Source organism: Pseudoselenomonas caprae, assembly GCF_008271345.1.
Classification (GTDB): Bacteria; Bacillota; Negativicutes; order Selenomonadales; family Selenomonadaceae; genus Selenomonas_A; species Selenomonas_A caprae.
Genome location: NZ_VTOZ01000027.1, coordinates 23,902 through 43,244 on the forward strand (window position 1 = coordinate 23,902; position 19,343 = coordinate 43,244).

The following is a 19,343-nucleotide window of genomic DNA, read 5'->3' on the forward strand; positions in this document are numbered from 1 at the left end:
GAATAATCGGATCCCCGCTGTTTTGTGCGTGTTTGCGCCCAGAACAGCGGGGATTTTGTATTGATGAGAATTTAATGAAAAGAAAATGAAAAAATGTCTCAAATATAAATGATAATCCTTGACAATTGAAGATGATATGAGTTATCATACTCAAAGATAAACAATATCATTATCAGCAAGGCCGATAGTGTCTGGCTATGAGAGTTTATGGGGAGGTTTTTGATTTGACTTTGAAAGATGGCAAAACTGGCATGACGCTGAAAATCCAGCAGATTGGCGACAGTGAGCTGAAGGAACGCCTTATGACCATGGGGCTCACGCCGGGAACCAAGGTAAAGGTCCTGCGTTCGGCGCCACTGGGCGATCCTATCGCGATTGGTGTCCGCTCCTACAATCTGGCACTTCGCCGCGCGGATGCGGAGATGGTTACGGTGGAGCAGGTCGGCTGAGTTTGACCCGTCAATTGACCAGTCAAATAGAAATTCAAAGGAGACGATTGATACAAAATGGCAACATTAGCAGTAGCATTGACCGGTAATCCGAATACCGGTAAATCGACGATATTCAACGAGCTCACAGGTGCCCGCCAGAAAATCGGTAACTGGCCGGGCGTTACGGTCGACAAGAAGGTCGGTTATACCCGCCACAATGACCGTGCGATTTCCATCGTTGACCTGCCGGGAACGTACAGCGTCAACGCACGCTCCCCGGAGGAGAAAATCGTCATCGATTATCTCACGACCAATAAACTTGACCTCGTCATGGACGTTGTCGACAGCTCGAACATCGAGCGCAATCTGTTCCTGACGGTACAGCTGCTCGAAAAAGGCATTCCTCTCCTGATTGACCTCAATATGCAGGATGATGCGGAGCGCCGCGGCATCAAGATCGACTGCCGCAAGCTCGAGGATGCTCTGGGAATGCCGGTCGTCCAGACTGTTGGCCGCAGCAGCAAGAGCACGAAAAAGCTGCTCGATGTATTCACGTCGACGGTCATGGCAAACTATGAGCCGAGCCAGCTCGTCAAAGATCATATCCTCAAGGTGCAGGAAATCGAGGCCAGCAACAAGACGGCTGATGCTAAGCAGGAAGCAATCATCGAGGCGCGTTATGCGTTGATTGACCAGGTTATGGCTGAGGCTGTTACGGTCAAGAACATGGGGGCAACGTTCTCGGAGAAGGTTGACCGCATCCTTGCCAATGGCGTTTTGGCATTACCGCTCTTTTTAGCTATCATGTATGCTGTTTTCCAGATTACGTTTGAGTGGATTGGCCAGCCGATTGCGGATGCTCTCGATTCGTTGATCAATGAGGATTTCCTTGAGTTCGCAACGGATGCGCTGACGGATGCCGGCGTTGCTGAGTGGATGGTATCGCTGGTCTGCGATGGCATCATCGGTGGTGTTGGTGCAGTCCTGACGTTCGTACCACTGATTTTCGTGCTGTTCTTCTGCCTGTCGTTCCTCGATGGTACGGGCTATATGGCGCGTATCGCCTTCATCATGGACCCGATCATGCGCCGCTGCGGCCTTACGGGCAAAGGCATCATGCCGCTGATGATGGGCTTTGGCTGCGGTGTTCCGGCAGTCATGGGTGCCAGGGCGCTCGATTCGGAGAAAGACCGCATGGTTTCGATTCTCGTTACGCCGTTCTTGACTTGCGGCGCCAAGCTGCCAATCATGGCACTGTTTGCGGCGATGTTCTTCCCTGATAATGCGGCTAATATCGTTTTCTCCATGTACATCATCGGTGTGGTCATGGCAATCGTAGCGGCCAAGGGGCTTGGCTCCACGCTGTTCAAGGATAAGGGGTCGACGTTCCTGTTGGAGCTTCCGCCGTACCGTATGCCGGATATGAAATCTGTACTGCTTGAGACCTGGGATAAAGGTAAAGGGTATCTCGTAAAAGCTGGTACGATTATCTTTGCTGCTTCGGTCCTGCTCTGGGTTATGTCGAACTACAACTTCGAGGGCCCGTGCGAGATCGACGAGTCGATTCTTGCTACGCTGGGCGGCTGGATGTCGACGCTGTTCGTATTCCATGGCTTTGATACTTGGGAGTCTGGTGCAGCCCTTCTGTCGGGCATCATGGCTAAAGAGACCGTTGTCGCAACCATCGGTGTCCTCTATGGCGCTGCCGATGTATCGACGGAGGCAGCTGATGCTGTTGAGTCGGCTGGCACGATGCTCGATACGGGCATGGCTACGAGCTTCACGGCTTTGTCGGCTTTTGCCTTCATGATTTTCTCCCAGCTCTATACGCCGTGTGTCACGGCTCTTGGTACGATCAAGAAAGAGGCTGGCGGCTGGAAATGGATGGCATTCTCGGCTGTCTATATGTTCGTGATTGCCTGGGCTGTATCGCTCGTGGTTTACCAGGGCGGCCGTCTGCTGGGCTTTTGATTGATCCTCACTGAAACATAAAGGTTACCGAAATTTCGACTAGGAGGGATAGATATGGCAACCTATATTGTCGGCGCGGTTTTGGCCGTAGCGCTGTACTTCGCCGTTCGTCACGTGTACCGCAATTTCCGTGATGGCAAGGAAGACTGCTGTGGCAGCTCGGATTGCAGCTGCTGCTCGGGATGCCATTCCCTGACGGATAAGAAATAAGCGGATAACAAAAGAGGAGCCCGGGACATTTCGTCCCAGGCTCCTCTTTGTTGTTCAACGGAGGCGGCGGTAGAGCTCGCTGGCCTGGATCAACAGACTATGCGGCAGGATTGAAGCGAAGATGCGGTGCAGGAAGGAGATGACATCCGGCGTGCAGACTTTGATATGATTGCGGGCGGCGCGCAGCGAGCGCTCGGCAATCTCGGCCTGCGTGCTGGCAAAAGGCAGGCTGTGGAAAAGGCCCTGCCGGTCAGTCTTGCGGGCCTCAGTGATGAACTCCGTATCCTTGATCCAGTACGGGCAGACCGCCGTGACATCGATATGCTGTGGTGCAAGTTCCTGCCCGAGTGCACGGCTGTAGCTCAGCAGGAAAGCTTTGCTGGCTGCATAAGCCGTGAGAAAAGGAATCGGCTGGAAGGCGGCACAAGAACAGATCTCAAGGATATGACTGCCCGCTGACATAAAGGGCAGAGCAAGCTGCGTCAGCGTGACAGCCGCACGGCAGTTGAGATCGACCAGGCGGGCGGTCGTAGCGGTATCGATTTCTGAGCAGCTGCCGATGCGGCCGAAGCCAGCGGCATTGATGAGCCAGCGGACTTCCAGGCCCGTCTTGGCAGCCAGCTGCTTTTCGATGCGGGGGAAGCTGTCCATCTGGGTGAGGTCTAGCGGGAAAAGGCGGCAGGCCTTCGGGGCCAGCTCTTCCTTGAGGGCCGTAAGCCGCTCCTCGCGGCGGGCAATCAGCCAAAATTCTTCGATGGAGTCATCCTGGGCGAGCTGGCGGGCGTACTCACGGCCAAGTCCGCTGGAGGCGCCGGTAATGATTGCAATATTCATGCGTACAGTCCTTTCGTGTTTTCTAATCTCCATTATAGCGTAAATTCAGCCAGAATTCAGTAAATCGTTTTAGAATTAGGACAGTTACAGCAGGAGAACAAAATCTTTTGCCGAAGAGTAACCAGGTAAGCAGGATACATGCTTGCCGGACAATTAAATTATGGGAGGTTACAGTATGAGGATCAGCAAAGTGAGAAACATGTCAAAGTCGTTGTTCTGGGGCGACAGACCTTTACCTGAGGACTCCGAGATGAAAGGGGTGATTGAGACGGATAATGGCAGGACAGGAATCCTGCTGAGGCTCAAGAATGGACTGTACGTGCTGGGGATGGCTGGCAGCCTCTCAAAACTGAATCAGGATAAGATTCGTCGCAAGCTCAAGGAAGCATAAGACGATAGATAGAGACAAAAGTGCTGATGCACAAGTGAAGATTCACTGTGCATCAGCACTTTTTTTATTTTAATCGAAATGCCATACTGCTCTCAGAATTTTCTTGGTATGCAGTAGTACGATAGGAAGGTGATAAATGCTTTCACTTATGATAGATACGATTTCCGGGAGGAAGACATGAGTAATGTAAATAAACCATCCATCTATGATCCATGCGTAATGCTGCATGACCGCAAGACGGTCTTTTCACGAAAGACTGTCCTGGACGGCAAGGTTTCGCTGGTCATGCCCGAAGATTTTGTCCTGCTTGATGAGGCCACTAGGCGTAAGCTCTATGCGGTAAGCGATGCACCCGGCGAGCTTTATAGCAACGAGCAGGGCTGCTTTGTCGTGGGGCTCAAGCTGACCGGGACGCGGCTTGCAGATGCGCAGCTCGATGCAGGCATGGACATCATGAAAAAAGTATTTCCCTATAGCGCCCATAACGCCCAGCTGCTGTCGGCAAAAATCATGCAGGCCCAGAATGCTCCGCTGGGCGTTTTGGCGTATGCGCATGAGACGCTTTTGGAGAAGGTCTATCAGATCATGTTCCTGAGTTCGCTGGGTGGGCACATGCTTGTCGGCAGTCTGCATTTTTCGCTCAAGGACAGCGAGTGGATGCTGCCGATGGCGGAGGAAATCATCGGTTCCTATTGTGATCTGACGAAGAAAGAAGGCGGGGAATCATGAGCATCCAGCATACCAATATCCAGGTGGAGGGGCTTGAGTTTGCGCGGCTCCTGCAGGTGACAATCCACCATGAGCCTAACGAGCATGGCACGGCGCGCGTGGTGGGCGAGGTGCCTGCGGAGCTGGGCCAGCGGTACATCAAGCGGGCAGAGGCTGGCAGGGAACTGAAAATCGTGAGCGGCGATGCGGAGAAGGTGACGTTCTTTGACGGCATCGTTACCTCGCTGCAGGTCAAGCAGCAGGCAGAGTACTGCCAGCTCGTGGCAGAGGCTATGGACAAGAGCTATCAGCTGGATATCCGCAAGTGTTCGTGCAGCTATCAGAATACGGGCAAAGGGTACGGTGATATTTTGCAGCAGGCCTATGGGGAGGCAGGTACCCTGCAGGTGACGGGCAGTGACCAGGCTATCGGCGGCTTGATCCTGCAGCTGGATGAAACCAACTGGGCGTTCACCAAACGCATGGCGTCGCGGTTCAACGTGCCGGTCGTCGCAGACATCACAGCGGCGAGGCCCTTGGTATACTTTGGCCTGCCGGCGCCGCGCCGGACGCTGTCCATCGATACGGCCAGCTGCAGCTATGGGCGTTCGGAGAAGAATTTCCAACGCGTCAGCCAGAACTATCTGGCGGATGGCAACAAAGTCATGCGTCAGGACTTTGCGGCGCTGACGGTGCGCTCTTACGACTATGGGCAGATCGGGGATAAGGTCGAGCTGGGCGGCAAGGAATACCGCATCCGTACGGTGGATGCCGAGCTTACAGACGGCTTGATGCAGATGACGTACTCGCTGACCGCAGCGACGGGGTTCGTAGCTCCTGTGCAAAAGAACACCAACTGCGCTGGCCGTGTGCTAAAGGCACAGGTCAAGGCCGTCAAGCGTGACCAGATACAGGCACATCTCTTTGAAATCGACCCGGAATACGATAGCAGCAGTGACTGGTGGTTCCCGTACTCGACGGCGTATTCCAGCAGTGATGGCAGCGGCTGGTATGTCATGCCGGAAAAGGATGACTATGTGCGCATCATGTTTCCCTCCAAGAATGAGACAGATGCCTTTGCGGCCAGCTCCATCAACGCCTCGCCGCCGGCGAACACGCGTAATAAGAGCTTCAAGGCACCAGGGGGCAAGGAGATCCTATTGACCGATGACGGCATCTACATCATGTGCCAGCATCAGAGCATCTTTATCGACCTCACACAGGGGGATGGCATCAAGATCGTTTCTTCCCAGGATATCCATGTGTCGTCAGATGCCAATGTCACGCTGAATGCGGAGAAAAAACTGACGCTGCTGGCCAAGGAGGGGATTACCCTGCAGGCAGGCGACTCGAAACTGGCCATGAAGAAAGACCAGGTCGTGCTAGGGGCCAAGAATGTCATCATAACCTAAGGAGGAGCAAGGCAATGTTTTCTTCGCTGGAAGAATATAAAAAGGAATCCTATGACGATAGCGAGCGGCAGATGCTGCAGGCGATGAATCAATGGCTCGGGGACAGCGAGGCAAAGTGCAGGCAGAAATGGCAGGCGGCCATGACGGATATTTTGCATCAGGCAGCAGCCGTGCAGCAGCAGGCAAAACAGGCGGGCAAAAGCCTGCCCTGCCGCTACCTGACCTGTTCGTTGCTATATAGCTCTATCTATCTGGAAAAGCCCCAGGTACGCGTGGAGTTCTTTGGCGATGAGGCCTGGTATTCGCATGCTCCATGGCTGACGGCGTCAATCGATGTCAGTGAACTGCTGGTGCATTGGACGCCGTTTGTGCAGCAGGCACTGGCTAGGGAGGGCTGGATTGCTCGCTATTATTCCGCTGCGGCGATACAGCGGTTGTTCCCAAAGACCATCGAAAAGGTGGTATATCTATTGACCCGTCACTGGCACTATTGGGCAAGAGAGCTTTTGCTGCAGGGGAAGCTGGCGGAGCTGGAACGGCCGGAGAATTTCGAGCTGTCTTTAGGCCAGTACCGTGGCTGGCAGGAGCCGCTATACCGCACCGTGCCGGTTCAGGATATTTTCCTGCATGGGGCCAAAAGCCTGGTGGCTGTGGATTTTCGCCGGTGCATCTACCGCGGCCGGGAAATCCGTCAGGAGGATTTGACCGAGGCGAGATTCTGGGAATGCCGCTGGGAGACGGTACAGCTGGAGCAGGTGAATCTGACGGATGCTCTTTTCGTGGGCTGCCGGTTTTATCATGTAACGTTTACGGACTGCTGTCTGGCTGCGGTGCGGTTTGAGGACTGCCAGTTCTATAACTGCACCTTTACGGGCTGCAACGCCAATCCGGAGTCGAAGGCGCTGCCTTTGGTACGGCTATATCCAGGGGCACGCTGGCAGCAGTGCCAGTGGAAAAAATGCGTGTTTGACCGGTGTGACTTGCAGTGGGCGCGGTTCAGCGATGATTGGCAGGATGAGGTAACCCTGCGCGAGTGCCAGCTTGAGCAGGCAGGATTTATCCAGGTAGAACAGGAGGCAGAGGATGATTGAACCGTGGTATTGGCTGCAAGAGGATACGTCTGTCCATCATGTGATACAGGCAACGGAACTTACGGGCAGGAAATATCCGCCCATCATGCGGGGCGATTGCTTTCTGCGCCTGGAGGATACGGTCACGCATTATGCGCGCAAAGAACCGATGTTTATGCCCGACTTCCTGTTTGCACCGACTTTTATGCTGGAAAATGCAATGTTTGAACTATGGCAGCAGCTCCAGCCTGAGCTGCGCGGCAAGTCGGTGCAGTTTTTTGAGGAGCAGAACCGGTTGGATGCGCCGATGCCGCTTTACTGGGTGCCGTTTTTGCCCTCCGAGGAAGATGCCTTGCATGCGGAGACCAAGCAGGAACTGGGGCGGGTGGTTACGCCCATCCTGCGGCGCGAGAAACTCGCTAACCGGCACTTCCTGCATATCACGCTGGCGGGCGGCCAGCTATGGTTGGCCTCGCTGACCGCCGTGGAGGCCATTCTGCGTCAGGGGGCAATGGGGCTGACAATTACTTCTGTAGAAAGCAGGTGAAAAAATGGCTGAGGAATATATGACGGCGTATCACTTTACCAAGTGCGACAAAGGCTCGCGGGAGGAGTACATCAACCTGCCCGTCGATCACGGCGTGATTTCCATGACGACAGGCTATCCGCTGCTCAATGCCAACGACCATAGATACGAGGGCGAGAACAAGAATATCCGTGGCTACTGCTCCTGCAAGGTAATCGGCCAATGCCGGCCGCTGACCCCAAAGGTATGGGAATCGACGGCTAAGAAGCATTTGATTGAAGGGGCCCCGGCGCTGACCGAAAACAGCAAGCTCAAATGCATGTACGGTGGCACCATATCGTTCTGCGATCCGCCAGCAGACGTACAGAAGAAAATGCAGGAACAGGAAGACGCCGAGAAAAAAGCGCAGGAACTGCAAGAAGCACAGGAAAACTCAAACTCCAGCTATATGGGCGAAGACGGCATGGGGGATTCTATGGACTCGGATACTGGTGAGTGGGAAGACAATGATAGAACTGGTACGGGACATGCGGATTTTGTCAAAGAATCGTTGAAAAAAATGATAGGAATGGGGCTGGCGCCTAAACCTGAAGAAATGACAGGCGATTATTGTGTGGCAACAGTTGGTGCTAATGTATTTGGCAATGTTTCTGCTGGTGTGGGGGTTATGTATGATTGCAAAGGTAATATATATGATTTGGGGGAAGTAGGTGTAGGACGTGGTGTATCGTTTGGAAAAGTTCAAATATCGGTTGGCGAGGGGAACATACCTGAATTAAAAAAATGTGTAGATACTGAGGATTATATATCGACAATAAAGGGGACATCGATAGGTATAGACCAATCAAATGGTATTCAAGTGGGAATATCAGGAACCTGGCCAGAAGGGCCTGAGGGAGGGGAAGTGAAAATATCTTTACCTAGTATTGGAGTAAATGGGAGTGTAAGAAAAGTTGAATACATTGGAAATTTATATGAAAGAACTCAATATGATGATGTATTGTCGCAGTGGGAGAAATAAATATGAAAATTTTACTAACAGTTTTAGTTTTTTTTGCGCTTACAGGGATAGGACCGGTCCTTTTGCATTATGATACATATGAGGCTCGTAAACAAGCAGAATGGCAAGTGTTTCAGGAATATGCAATTCCGCCGGATAGCGAGGAAATAAGTGATAACAGTATAAAAAGGCTGAAGACAGTATTTATTGTAAAAAAATATCGTGTAAAGGCTACGAGAGAAGAATTGGAAAAATATTACAAAACGAAATTACAAGCTGCGGGGTGGCGACAGGTAAAGGTAGAAAAAGGTATAGGGTTTGTACGTGATGAGTTAAAGATAAAAGTTTATATCGAGAATTCAGAAGCAATGGTAAGGTTGGTTTATATAGGAGATGACAATGATATATAATACGTAAAATTGGAAGAGTGGCCGGATAGGTTGATAGGATGGATAGTGTGAATACAGAAAGAGGTAGTTGAGAAAATGAAATATATTATCACATTGATATTCATTCTGTTCATATTTGAAGGCATGGGGACGATAATATTTCATAGTGATGTTTATGACGCTCGTAAACAAGAGGAATGGTCAGCGTTTCAAAAATATGCGATACCTCCCGATAGTGAGGAAATTAAAGATGATAGCTTTGATAGATTTAAGTCAGTTTATATTATAAAGGAATATCACGTAAAAAACACAAAAGAATCATTGGAAGAATACTATGACAAAAAGTTCAAGCCTAATGGATGGAATAAAGAAGTGACAGAAAAAGGAATTGTGTACACGCGTGGGGATTTAAGAATAAAGATTTATATCAAAATTCCAAAGGTTACAGTTAGAGTACTGTATGTTGGAGAAGATAAAGATATATAGAAAAATGTAAAGCTTGTATATGTGAGGCTTTGAGTTGGTTGCCTTTTGTATGTTGATTTAATGATGGTGTCGAAAAATGAAATATATAGTTGCTGTGTTATTGTTTTTGGCTTTGACGGGGATAGGACAAGTATTTATTAATCATGATATTTATGATGCACGCAAACAAGAAGAGAGACGTATGTTTCAAGAATGTGCAATACCGCCTGATGTGATAGAAGTAGGCGATAAGAGCTATGAAAAGTACAAAACTATCGCGATAATAAAGAAATATAAAGTCAGTCAAGCGAAAGAGCAAATAGAAAAATATTATCAAGAGAAATTAACATCGACAGGATGGGAACGGATAGAAAATAAAGATGGTGTTCACTATCGACGGGATAATTTGGCTATTTTTATAGAATATGACATGCCATTTGTGGAAGTTAGTTTATTGTATGTTGGTGCTGATAAGGGATTGTAATGATTAGTATAAGAGTATCAAAATATGACTTGAAATATCGGGATGAAAACGGGTTTTACCAGCGAGAGGAATGGATATCGTACTATGACATTGGTAGAGAGTTTTGGGGCGAGGTGCTGACGGAGGAACAGTATCTGGCAGTTGAAAATAGCTACTTAAATGTTATTAGGATGCTATATGAAATATATCCTTCATTGGTTTTGCATATAAATGGTTTGGAACTTTTTGATGAAGATGATGATAGATGGCATGAAAATGATGCGATTACCCAGGACGGAGTGGACAGGCTGGCAAGAGCAATCCTAAGGGAAGAATTGTGGTGCAAATTAATCGATGATAATGTCGAGGTGCACTTTGGCTATGACTATTATATGTATATCGTGTTCAAACAAAACTATACCATTCGTACAATAATTGATATTTATAAATCTATCGATAAGAACGGATTGTTTATAGAACATATCATTTCGCCTTATTTAGAAGATGAGGATGAAGAAGACTAGAAGGAATGTAGTTTATTTGGATTAGATTTTCGTGTACACAAGAAAGAAGGTTCATTATGGAGCAAACTCCGCTGGGGTGGGTTAGGCTTTCAGGTATTTCGTATCGGAGAATTGAGGAGTTAGAGATTTGCGAGCAGGCGGGGCAGCATGGCAAGTGCCGGCTGCTTTTGTGCATGGATGAAGCGTTTGGGAATCAGGATGTTTTGCGTTTAGAGCAGCAAGCGGTAACGGTCACTGCTGGGGATGCGGTGCTTTTTCATGGTGTCATCGTCAGCTGCCAGTTGACCAGTCAAGCGGGGGAGAATCGCTTGCTGCTGGTCTTGTACACGAGCTCGTATCTGCTCGATATCGGGAAGCAGTCGCGTACCTTCCAGTCGGAGAGCAAGACGCTGGGCAGCATTGCAGGCAACATCGCTGCGCCGTATAAAGCCGACGTGCAGGTGCAGGCAGATGAAACCGTGTCCCGTTTGGTCTATCAGGAAGAGCAGACGGATTGGGAGTTCCTGTGCCGCTTGGCGGAGAGCACAGGCCGCTATACCTTTGCGGATGCCAAGAGCTGCGGGATACGGATCAGTCTGGGCTATATCCCCTTCCGGCAGAGGGAGCTGTCTATCGAAGATCATGTTCTGGGTAAGCAGGTGCTGCTGGGAAAATGCAGCGGCGTAAAGCAAAATATCGATGATTTTACCGCGCCATGCTACTATACGGTGACGACGATTGATTCGCCAGATTTGACGCTGGGGGCAGGCTATGGCATCAAAAATGGCCCGCGCGATCAAATCGTCATGCGCAGTCATATCGAGGCCTTGGCAGGAATGCTCGTCAACCATTTGGAGGTCGTCAATAAAGAAGGCTGCCGTGTGGCGGCCGACGAGCAGCAACGGGATGCACAGCGGGGAAGGTACCTGGGCGGCAGGATTCTAGCCGTGGATGGCACGAACGTCAAGGTGCATTTCGATGTGGATGCAGAGCAGGCTGAGGAGGAGGCCTGCTGGATTCCCTATGAGAATGTTGTCAATAACTATATGTACTCTATGCCCGATGTGGGCGATAAGGTATTTGTCTACTTTGAGGAAAATGGCAAAAAGATGGCGCAGGGCAGTCATAGGGCCTCGACGGAGGGCAACAGCGACTATGATACGCCGGAGAACCGCTCGCTGACGAGCACGAATAATCTGCTGCAATTCCAGCCAGGCAGTGTCATCCTGCAAGCTGGCCGTCAGGGTGTCAATACATCGGAAATCGATATGAGCGATTCAGCGGGTATAAGCATTCACTCGACGCAGGACATTAGCTTTTGGGCCGACCGCGATATCACGGTACAGGCAGCGCAAAGCAAGACGCCGGAGCAGCACGGCCAGCCAGCCGCAGACTATGAGCAGGGCATGGCAGACTATACGGCTCATGGCGGGGACAATATCCCCGTCGATATGGGCAGTGATGCCGAAATCGGTGCCGACGTCGATGCGCTGAAAGCCAGCAGTGCCGCTGCTGAGCCGGTCGTGGCCTCTGGGCAGGCGCAGGCATGTGATGCCGCTACGGGTACGACACATGCTGCGGCTGAACCAAGTCCCGAGGCAGCCGATACTCCCGCTGCTGGCATCATCCAGGCGACAGGCAAGGACGCCGTGGCTATGCAGGTCGGAGCAAGCAGCATCGTGATTGCCAAAGAAGGCGTTATCGAAATCAATACGCCGGTATTCGAGCAGAGTGGCTATATCAAAGGCGCGCATGAGATCGCCGCTGACCATATGGATGCGGAGCAGGCAAATCAAGTTGCTTTGGATGTCGGTAAGGAGTTGCTGTGGGCTGGTGCCAGTATGATTCCGGTAGTAGGCAATCTTATGAGTGTTTATGATGCCTATCAGGATATAAAAAAAGGTGATTGGGCAATGGCTGCATTGGACGCCTTTTGTGCTATCCCGGGACCGGGCAATATGGCCAAGGGCCTTAAGGCTGGTGCGAAGGGACTCAAGGCCGCAGAAAAATTCGGCAAGGTCGGCAAAGCTGCGGTGAAAGTAGGCGAAGGGCTTGTCAAAGCTGCCGAAGTGATGAATAAGGTCGATGATGCGGTCAAGGGGATTTTGAAAAGCGTTGAACATGTCATGAAGGGAGCTGAGGGAATTGTTGTAGACACTGGTAAACTGATGGAAAGAGCTGCGGATGATGTGTTGAAATCAGTAAAAGATGCGGTCAAATCTATGCCAGAAGCTGGGAAATTGCGAGGGGCATTGGAAGGTGGAAAGGTAGCAAAGGCCGCCAAGTCAGCGTGGAACGGCGTGAAAAAAGGAGCCGGGAAAGTGTGGAATGGAACCAAGGCAATAGCTAAAAAGGTGGGGGGCGACCCTGTTGATTTGGTTACTGGCAGCTTTGTTTTAGAAATGACCGATATGGTGCTCAAAGATCTCGGCGAGGATTTCGTCCTGAACCGCTGCTATGAGTCGCTATATGAGAATAAGGGCCAGCATCTCGGCAGCCGCTGGCTGATTAGTGTCGGCATGTGCCTGTCAAGAAGCGATGACCATATTACCGTGCTGATGCCTGATCTGCATCTGGAGAAGTTCCGTTGTCAGGCGGACGGCAGCTGGCAGAATCAGCGCGGCGGCAGTGAGGCCCTGCAGCTGACAGAGACTGAGGCGGGATATCAGCTGGCTGTTCCTGCCAAGCGCAAACGCTATACCTTTGATGAAAAGGGCAAGCTGATGTCGATGCAGACGAATCAGCAGGCACCGGTGACCATCAGCTATCGGGGCGATTTTATCGACCATATCACGCTGGCTTGCGGGCAGGAAGTCCAGTTTACCTATGCGCAGGATAAGATACATACCATAAAAGATCCCTTGGGGCGCGTGCTCCGCTATGAATACGCTGGCGATTTGCTGACGAAGGTCATCTATTCCGAATGGGGCAGTTTCGTTTATACCTACGATGACGCCGGGCGGATTTTGACGGTAACGGATCTTAATGGTAAGACGTATGTAAAAAACACCTATGACCGCGATGGCCGCGTGACGCGTCAGGCCATGATAACGGGCGGTGAATATGTCTATTTCTACGACCCGCAGAACCGGCAGAATACCTATACTGAGGTGCATACGGGCCAGCGGCTGACCATCCACTATAACCGGCAGCAGCTCGTGGAGGCCATCGATTATCCCGATGGTACGACTGAGGCCTTTGGCTACGATGCCTGGGAGAACCAGATTTATCAGAAAGACCGCTTGGGCCGTGAGACGCGGCGCGCGTACAATGCGCAGGGACAGTTGCTCCAAGAGGAACGTCCGGATGGCCTGATTACGACATATACCTATGGCGAACAGGGAGAGTGCCTGCATATAAAGGATAATCTGGGCGGGGAAATCTGCTGCCGCTATACGAAGCAGGGCTGGCTGGAAGAGAAGCGCACGAAGCAGTCGGCCGGCAGCTGGCAGGTGGAAAGCTACACATACGACTATAGGGGACGTATGTGCAGCAAAAAGGTAAACGGTCAGGAAACAATCTATGAGTATCAGGATAGCCTGCCTGTGCCGTATGTCATGGTGACACCCTGCGGTGATGAATTCCGCTATGAGTATGATGCCGTCAACCGGCTGATGGCAATCCAAAGCAAATTTGGAGAGCGCAGTTTCGGCTATGATATGTTCGACCATATCGTAGCGGATATCGATGCGCTGGGGAATAGCTACGAGGCAGTTTACGACCTGATGGGGAATCTGTGCCGGGAATACAGTCCCAATGAAAATGCCCGCAAGGATTCGCGCTGCTGGCGCTATGCCTATGACGGCATGGATAACCCCATCCGCACGGAAAGTCCGCTGGGGATTGTTTATATCAAAGAATATGACGGCGAAAGCCGCCTGACCAAAGAGATCCATCCGGAATCCTGGGATGAGGAAACAAAGACCGGGGCTGGCAGCACCTATGACTACGATGCCGATGGCCGCAAAATCCGTACCCACTATCCCGATGGCGGCGTGGAACGGCTTTTCTACGATGCGACAGGGAACCTCATCAAAAAGGTAACGCCGAATCACTATGACGCGCAAACAGATGATGGCGCCGGTATCACCTATACGTATGATGCAGGCAACAACCGTACCTCCGTGACCGATGCGGATGGCAATCGCATCGAGGTGGCCCGCTATGATGCCAAAGGCCGCTGTATCTACCATCAGGATGCTGGCCAGCTTATGGCGAGCCGGGAGGGCATGGTCTATGCTACGACGTATCGTTATGACTTAGCCGGCAACAAGCTGGAGGAGCGCAAAGCCGTAACCGAAAAAGACGGTGCCATCCAGTACAGCCTGCGGCGCTGGCTCTATGATGCGAACAACAACATCACGGAGGAAAAGACCTGGCTGATGCCCCAAAGCGAAACAAGTGCCAGCGGCCTGACGCGGACTATCCGGAAGGAATACGACGCACAGAACCGGCTGGTTCGCGTGACTGACAACCTTGGCGCGGAGGTCAAATACACCTACAACAGCATCGGCAAGCGGACGGAGGAGAAAAGGAAAATCAACGGCGAAGAAACGCAGTACATCAAGTACGCGTACGATGCCGCTGGCCGCCTGCTGGAGCGGGCAGAAAAACGCAATCCCAAGCGTAACCGCAAGTGGTGGGCGATAACCAGCTATGCCTACGATGCCGATGGCAACATCACGGAGATAGAATTACCCGACGGCAGCAAAATCCAACGCGCCTATGATGCTATGGACAGGCTGATTTCCGAAACGGTAGTGGATAACGCCTCGGGGCAGCAAAATACGACGCGGTTTGCCTACGACAAGGCAGGCAACATCATCCGCATTACAGATGATTGCGGCCGCGACGAAAAATTCGCCTACAACCTGATGAACCAGCGGACCGAAGAAATCAGCAGTGAAGGCCGCACGCAGAAAATTGTCTACGATAAAGAAGGAAATATCACGGAGCGGCAGCTGCCGCAAGATATGTCGTACCGCTATCAATACGATAGCGCTGGCAGGCTGACAGCAGTCATCGGTACGGATGGCAAGCTGCTCGAAACCGTCGCCTACGACCGTGCGGGCCGCCGCATCAAGGTGGAGACCGCTGGTGGCAGTGGCGCAAGCTACGCCTACACCGCCGCAGGCTGGCAGACAAGAATCGAAACTAAGGGCGGTGCCAGCCAGGCCTATCACTACGATGCCCAGGGCAATGTCACAGGCATCGTTGACGGCAACGGCAATGAAACGAGCTACGTTCTCGACAGCTGGGGCCGCATCACGGAAATCCGCAAAGCGGATGGCAGCAAAGAAAACTACGCCTATGACTTTGCGGGTAATATCATCGAAGCCGTGGATGGCAATGGCAATAAACGCATCTATGCATACGATGACAACAACCAGCTGAAAGCCATAACCTATCCAGATGGCAGTCAGGAGCAGTATCTTTTCACTGCCGACGGAAAACTAATCCAATTCCAAGACCGAAATGGTATAACGAATGAGTACCAGTGGAATGTCTACGGCAGTCTTATCGAGCGCAAGGCAGGCAATCTGCGCAATAGCTATGAATATGCACCCAATGGGCAATTGACCGCCGCTATCTCCAATGGTATGGACTACCGCTACACCTACGACAAAGACGGTCTGCTGCTTGCCAAAAAAGCCAGCGGCAAAACGCTTTTGGCCTATACTTATGACGAACTGGGCCGCAAGACCAGTCAGACAGACATCACGGGCCGAAAAGTCAACTACCGATTTGACAAGTCAAATCAACTCGTTGACATATGCAACGAACTTGACAAGTCAATTGTCAAATTTACCCGCGATGCCGATGGCGCCATCCAAAAGATAACTCACGCCAACGGCATGTGGCAGGATATAAGCTACGATGCGGATAAGAATATAACGAGCCTGACGGTAGCCACGCCCGATAAAGTCCTTGCGCAGAACACCTACCGCTACGACGGCAACGGCCAGCGCATCGAGAAAAGTGAGCTTGCGGGTAAGACGCTCTACACCTATGACAGCCTGAACCGCTTACAACAGGCTGAATATCCGACCTATACGGAGCGATTCAGCTACGACCAAGCGGGGAATCGGCTGACTAGAACGGCGAAAGACATCGAGGAGCAGTATATCTACGATGTCAACAACCGATTGACAAGTCAAACTGTCAACGGACAGGTTGAAACCTATCGCTACGATAACGCCGGTAATTTGCTCCAAGACGGCAACAACATCTACGAATACGACGCCTTCCGCAGAACCAGCAAGGTAACGACGAAAGCTGGTATAACGCAAATAAACCGCTACGATGCCGAAGGCCTGCGCTGCGAAATGGAAGAAAACGGCAAACTCGTACAGTTTATCTTCAATGAGAACAAGGAAGTAATCGCAGAAAAAGAGGACGGCAATATCACCCGCCTGATTCGGACAAGTGACCTTTGGGCTATGGAATCCGAACCGGAGAAAACATGGTATCACTATGCAAGTGATGAACAGGGAAGTACCATCTTCCTCACGGATGCAGAAGGAAAAGTAAAAAATCGCTACACCTACGATGCTTTCGGTAATACAATAGAAGCGGAAGAACGAATCCCAAACCGCTACCAATACACCGGCCAGCAGCTAGACCCAATAACCCAGCAATACTACCTGCGCGCAAGATTCTATAATCCCGCAATCGCCAGATTCACGCAGGAAGACGAATATCACGGCGATGGGCTGAATCTCTACGCGTATTGCGCAAATAACCCCGTGGATTATTATGATCCGAGTGGGTATTATAAGAATCCTGTTGAAGAATCAAGGAGAGCAGCGTTCAGACATGCTAAACGAGATGCCGGGATTAATGTTTCTAGTCAGCCTGTTAAAGTTGAGCGTGTAAAATATTATGATGAATTTGGAGAAGCTAGAAAAGGTAAGAATGGTCAACTTATTTGGTCACGCCAATATTATTATAAAAACAATCGTGGTGAAACGATTATAATACAAGAACATCAAGATGGTCATGTATTTGTGGATGGTAAGGGAAGTCAAGGACCTCATTTTAATGTAAGGCCGGAAAATAATCCACATACAGGTACAGTTGAGGGGGCTTTAAAACATTATGGATATAAAAAAAGATGAAATCTTATGGTATAAAATCACTGAAAAACACTTTTTTATCGAAAAACTTTATGGAGGAGAAATACCTGAGTTAAAAGGAATAAAAATACAATCATTAAATGTAAATCTTAGGAAAGATGAAAAATATATTTCATCTGCACAGTTGAGTGTGATTATAAAAGGTGTTCCCAAGAATATACCGCCTAAGTGGGTAGCAAGGGAAGTTAATGGGGTAGAGCTTGTATTAGAAATATTAAAAATATCAGGTATTCATATTGTTTCGTCGGATGAATGTGAAAGTAATATAACTATAGGACAATCTGAAAGTCAGATAACTATAAAACTAGATGGCGAGATGGATGGAGAGATAATATGCCCAGTTGAGTATTCTTATTATGTGGAAAATAGAAGAGAAAAAATTGATAATAATTATTTGGCAATAAAAGAAATAAGAGGTGTTATGATTGATACGTGAATTGGAACAAATAGCAGGGCGTAAAGATGTTAAAACATTGCATGACATTTTTATCAATCCAGTTTTAATTGAAGATTGCCTAATAGATTCGGTGAAATATTCAAATAGAAATGCTATGGTTGGAGGATATATAAAAAAATCAGTTGATATGTCCCGAGATGGTTATTTGAATGATACATATGTATATTATTGGCTTTGCTTGGAGAATATAAGAAAGGTGGAAATAATGGAAACTTATGTAATACAGTCTTTTAAGATTGAAACAAAAGGAAGTTGTGTTTTATTAGAAGCAGGTAATGGCTTGATAATTGTTGCTGATAAAGTAAGACTTGATAGCATTACGCCTACTTGGTGTAAAGATTTAAATTCTAATATAATTTAAAATGATAAAGGGAATTGCATGTAATATTAACGTGTAGAAATCCGTCGCGTATAAGATGTTAAAAGAAATAGGGATGATGTTTTTGGATATTAAAGAAATGGAAACGATATTATATAAAACTCGAGAACTGATGACAGAGAGTGATGTTGCATTATATGAAAAAACAATAGCAGAAATATGTTCATATAATAATCCTAAATATATTGTTAATATGTGCATTGGATTTTATGATGATACTGAAGATGAGGAAGTAATGTTTGGGTTGGTTCATGCGATTGAAAGTATAGGAGGAGATAATTTATATTGGACATTTGTGGGGATAGAGCATATGAAGGAAGCTAGAAATTGGAGTAAGATTATTTTATACAGAATACTTAATGATGAGGAGGAAATAAAAAAGGTTCCAAGTGTAATGGATGCTTTACCACAAAAAAATAGAAAGTATATAATTGATTTGCTGGAAGAAATAAAAGATGAAGATTATGATATGTTTAGCCGAAGCATTGACTTTATATTAGGACAAATGAAAATGAATAAATAGTTCTTGAAAAATGTTATAAAAGGCCATAAGAAGACTTGTGGCCTTTTTATAATATTAGGATATTATCCAATAACAGGCAGCAAGTATTTTTATTTCAATCGGCCCATGAGACGCGGAGCAATTACATTACTTAGGGACATCAAAAGTAAATTTGGAGAGCGCAGTTTCTGCTGTGATATATTTGACCATATTGTAGTAGATATATCTATGCCAAAGAATATGACGGCGAAAGCCGCCTGACCAAAGAGATCCATCCGAAATCCTGGGAAGAAGAAACAAAGACTGGGGCTGACACCACCTATGACTACGATGCCGATGGCCGCAAAATCCGTACCCACTATCCCGATGGCGGCGTGGAACGGCTTTTCTACGATGCGGAAAGGAACCTCATCAAAAAGGTAACACATACGACAAAGACGGCTTGCCGCTCAATAAGAAAGCCAGCGGCAGGATACTGCTGGCCTATACCTACGAC

General features: G+C 49.2%; 18 protein-coding genes. 17 read left to right on the forward strand and 1 reads right to left on the reverse strand.

Going from position 1 to position 19,343, the window contains the following annotated elements; genetic code table 11:
- Window positions 1–224: 224 nt before the first annotated feature.
- The 3 genes from FZ041_RS11495 to FZ041_RS11505 are packed head-to-tail and all read left to right on the forward strand — an operon-like array spanning window position 225 to window position 2,612.
- Window positions 225–449, forward strand: a complete 225-nt coding sequence (locus tag FZ041_RS11495; RefSeq protein ID WP_149189658.1) for a FeoA family protein — start codon at window positions 225–227, stop codon at window positions 447–449.
- Window positions 450–506: 57 nt separating this feature from the next.
- On the forward strand, window positions 507–2,402 hold the full coding sequence (gene feoB / locus FZ041_RS11500) for a ferrous iron transport protein B (protein WP_149189659.1): 1,896 nt from the start codon (window positions 507–509) through the stop codon (window positions 2,400–2,402).
- Window positions 2,403–2,456: 54 nt separating this feature from the next.
- Window positions 2,457–2,612 carry a FeoB-associated Cys-rich membrane protein gene (locus tag FZ041_RS11505; RefSeq protein WP_075442949.1) on the forward strand — a complete coding sequence of 52 codons (156 nt, stop codon included), beginning with the start codon at window positions 2,457–2,459 and terminating at the stop codon, window positions 2,610–2,612.
- Between the two features lie 54 nt (window positions 2,613–2,666).
- Here FZ041_RS11505 and FZ041_RS11510 read toward each other — a convergent pair whose 3' ends face one another.
- Complete coding sequence (locus tag FZ041_RS11510) at window positions 2,667–3,446, reverse strand: SDR family NAD(P)-dependent oxidoreductase (RefSeq protein WP_149189660.1); 780 nt, start codon at window positions 3,444–3,446, stop codon at window positions 2,667–2,669.
- 175 nt (window positions 3,447–3,621) lie between these two features.
- Between FZ041_RS11510 and FZ041_RS11515 the strand changes: the two genes are divergently transcribed.
- The 14 genes from FZ041_RS11515 (at window position 3,622) to FZ041_RS11580 (ending at window position 18,868) form a co-directional block, all read left to right on the forward strand.
- Window positions 3,622–3,837, forward strand: a complete 216-nt coding sequence (locus FZ041_RS11515; protein ID WP_075442953.1) for a hypothetical protein — start codon at window positions 3,622–3,624, stop codon at window positions 3,835–3,837.
- Between the two features lie 177 nt (window positions 3,838–4,014).
- A complete protein-coding gene (locus FZ041_RS11520; protein WP_149189661.1) occupies window positions 4,015–4,566 on the forward strand; it encodes a hypothetical protein in 552 nt (183 codons plus the stop codon).
- On the forward strand, window positions 4,563–5,957 hold the full coding sequence (locus FZ041_RS11525; protein WP_149189662.1) for a DUF2345 domain-containing protein: 1,395 nt from the start codon (window positions 4,563–4,565) through the stop codon (window positions 5,955–5,957). Before FZ041_RS11520 ends, FZ041_RS11525 begins: the two co-directional genes overlap by 4 nt.
- 14 nt (window positions 5,958–5,971) lie before the next feature.
- Complete coding sequence (locus FZ041_RS11530) at window positions 5,972–7,048, forward strand: pentapeptide repeat-containing protein (RefSeq protein ID WP_149189663.1); 1,077 nt, start codon at window positions 5,972–5,974, stop codon at window positions 7,046–7,048.
- On the forward strand, window positions 7,041–7,574 hold the full coding sequence (locus tag FZ041_RS11535; RefSeq protein WP_075443014.1) for a hypothetical protein: 534 nt from the start codon (window positions 7,041–7,043) through the stop codon (window positions 7,572–7,574). The genes FZ041_RS11530 and FZ041_RS11535 overlap by 8 nt, the downstream gene beginning before the upstream one ends.
- A 4-nt stretch (window positions 7,575–7,578) precedes the next feature.
- Window positions 7,579–8,574 (forward strand): DUF4280 domain-containing protein, encoded by a 996-nt coding sequence (locus tag FZ041_RS11540; protein WP_149189664.1) that lies wholly within the window; start codon window positions 7,579–7,581, stop codon window positions 8,572–8,574.
- Between the two features lie 2 nt (window positions 8,575–8,576).
- A complete protein-coding gene (locus tag FZ041_RS11545; protein WP_149189665.1) occupies window positions 8,577–8,963 on the forward strand; it encodes a hypothetical protein in 387 nt (128 codons plus the stop codon).
- A 75-nt stretch (window positions 8,964–9,038) separates the two neighbouring features.
- Window positions 9,039–9,428 (forward strand): hypothetical protein, encoded by a 390-nt coding sequence (locus tag FZ041_RS11550; RefSeq protein ID WP_149189666.1) that lies wholly within the window; start codon window positions 9,039–9,041, stop codon window positions 9,426–9,428.
- A gap of 76 nt (window positions 9,429–9,504) precedes the next feature.
- Window positions 9,505–9,891 carry a hypothetical protein gene (locus tag FZ041_RS11555; protein ID WP_149189667.1) on the forward strand — a complete coding sequence of 129 codons (387 nt, stop codon included), beginning with the start codon at window positions 9,505–9,507 and terminating at the stop codon, window positions 9,889–9,891.
- On the forward strand, window positions 9,891–10,394 hold the full coding sequence (locus FZ041_RS11560) for a hypothetical protein (protein WP_149189668.1): 504 nt from the start codon (window positions 9,891–9,893) through the stop codon (window positions 10,392–10,394). Before FZ041_RS11555 ends, FZ041_RS11560 begins: the two co-directional genes overlap by 1 nt.
- A 56-nt stretch (window positions 10,395–10,450) precedes the next feature.
- Complete coding sequence (locus tag FZ041_RS11565; protein WP_149189669.1) at window positions 10,451–17,491, forward strand: RHS repeat-associated core domain-containing protein; 7,041 nt, start codon at window positions 10,451–10,453, stop codon at window positions 17,489–17,491.
- Window positions 17,472–17,945, forward strand: a complete 474-nt coding sequence (locus tag FZ041_RS11570; protein ID WP_149189670.1) for an Imm50 family immunity protein — start codon at window positions 17,472–17,474, stop codon at window positions 17,943–17,945. Before FZ041_RS11565 ends, FZ041_RS11570 begins: the two co-directional genes overlap by 20 nt.
- Window positions 17,935–18,327 (forward strand): hypothetical protein, encoded by a 393-nt coding sequence (locus tag FZ041_RS11575; protein WP_075443032.1) that lies wholly within the window; start codon window positions 17,935–17,937, stop codon window positions 18,325–18,327. Before FZ041_RS11570 ends, FZ041_RS11575 begins: the two co-directional genes overlap by 11 nt.
- 82 nt (window positions 18,328–18,409) lie before the next feature.
- Window positions 18,410–18,868, forward strand: a complete 459-nt coding sequence (locus FZ041_RS11580) for an Imm30 family immunity protein (RefSeq protein ID WP_187626370.1) — start codon at window positions 18,410–18,412, stop codon at window positions 18,866–18,868.
- Window positions 18,869–19,343: the final 475 nt, after the last annotated feature.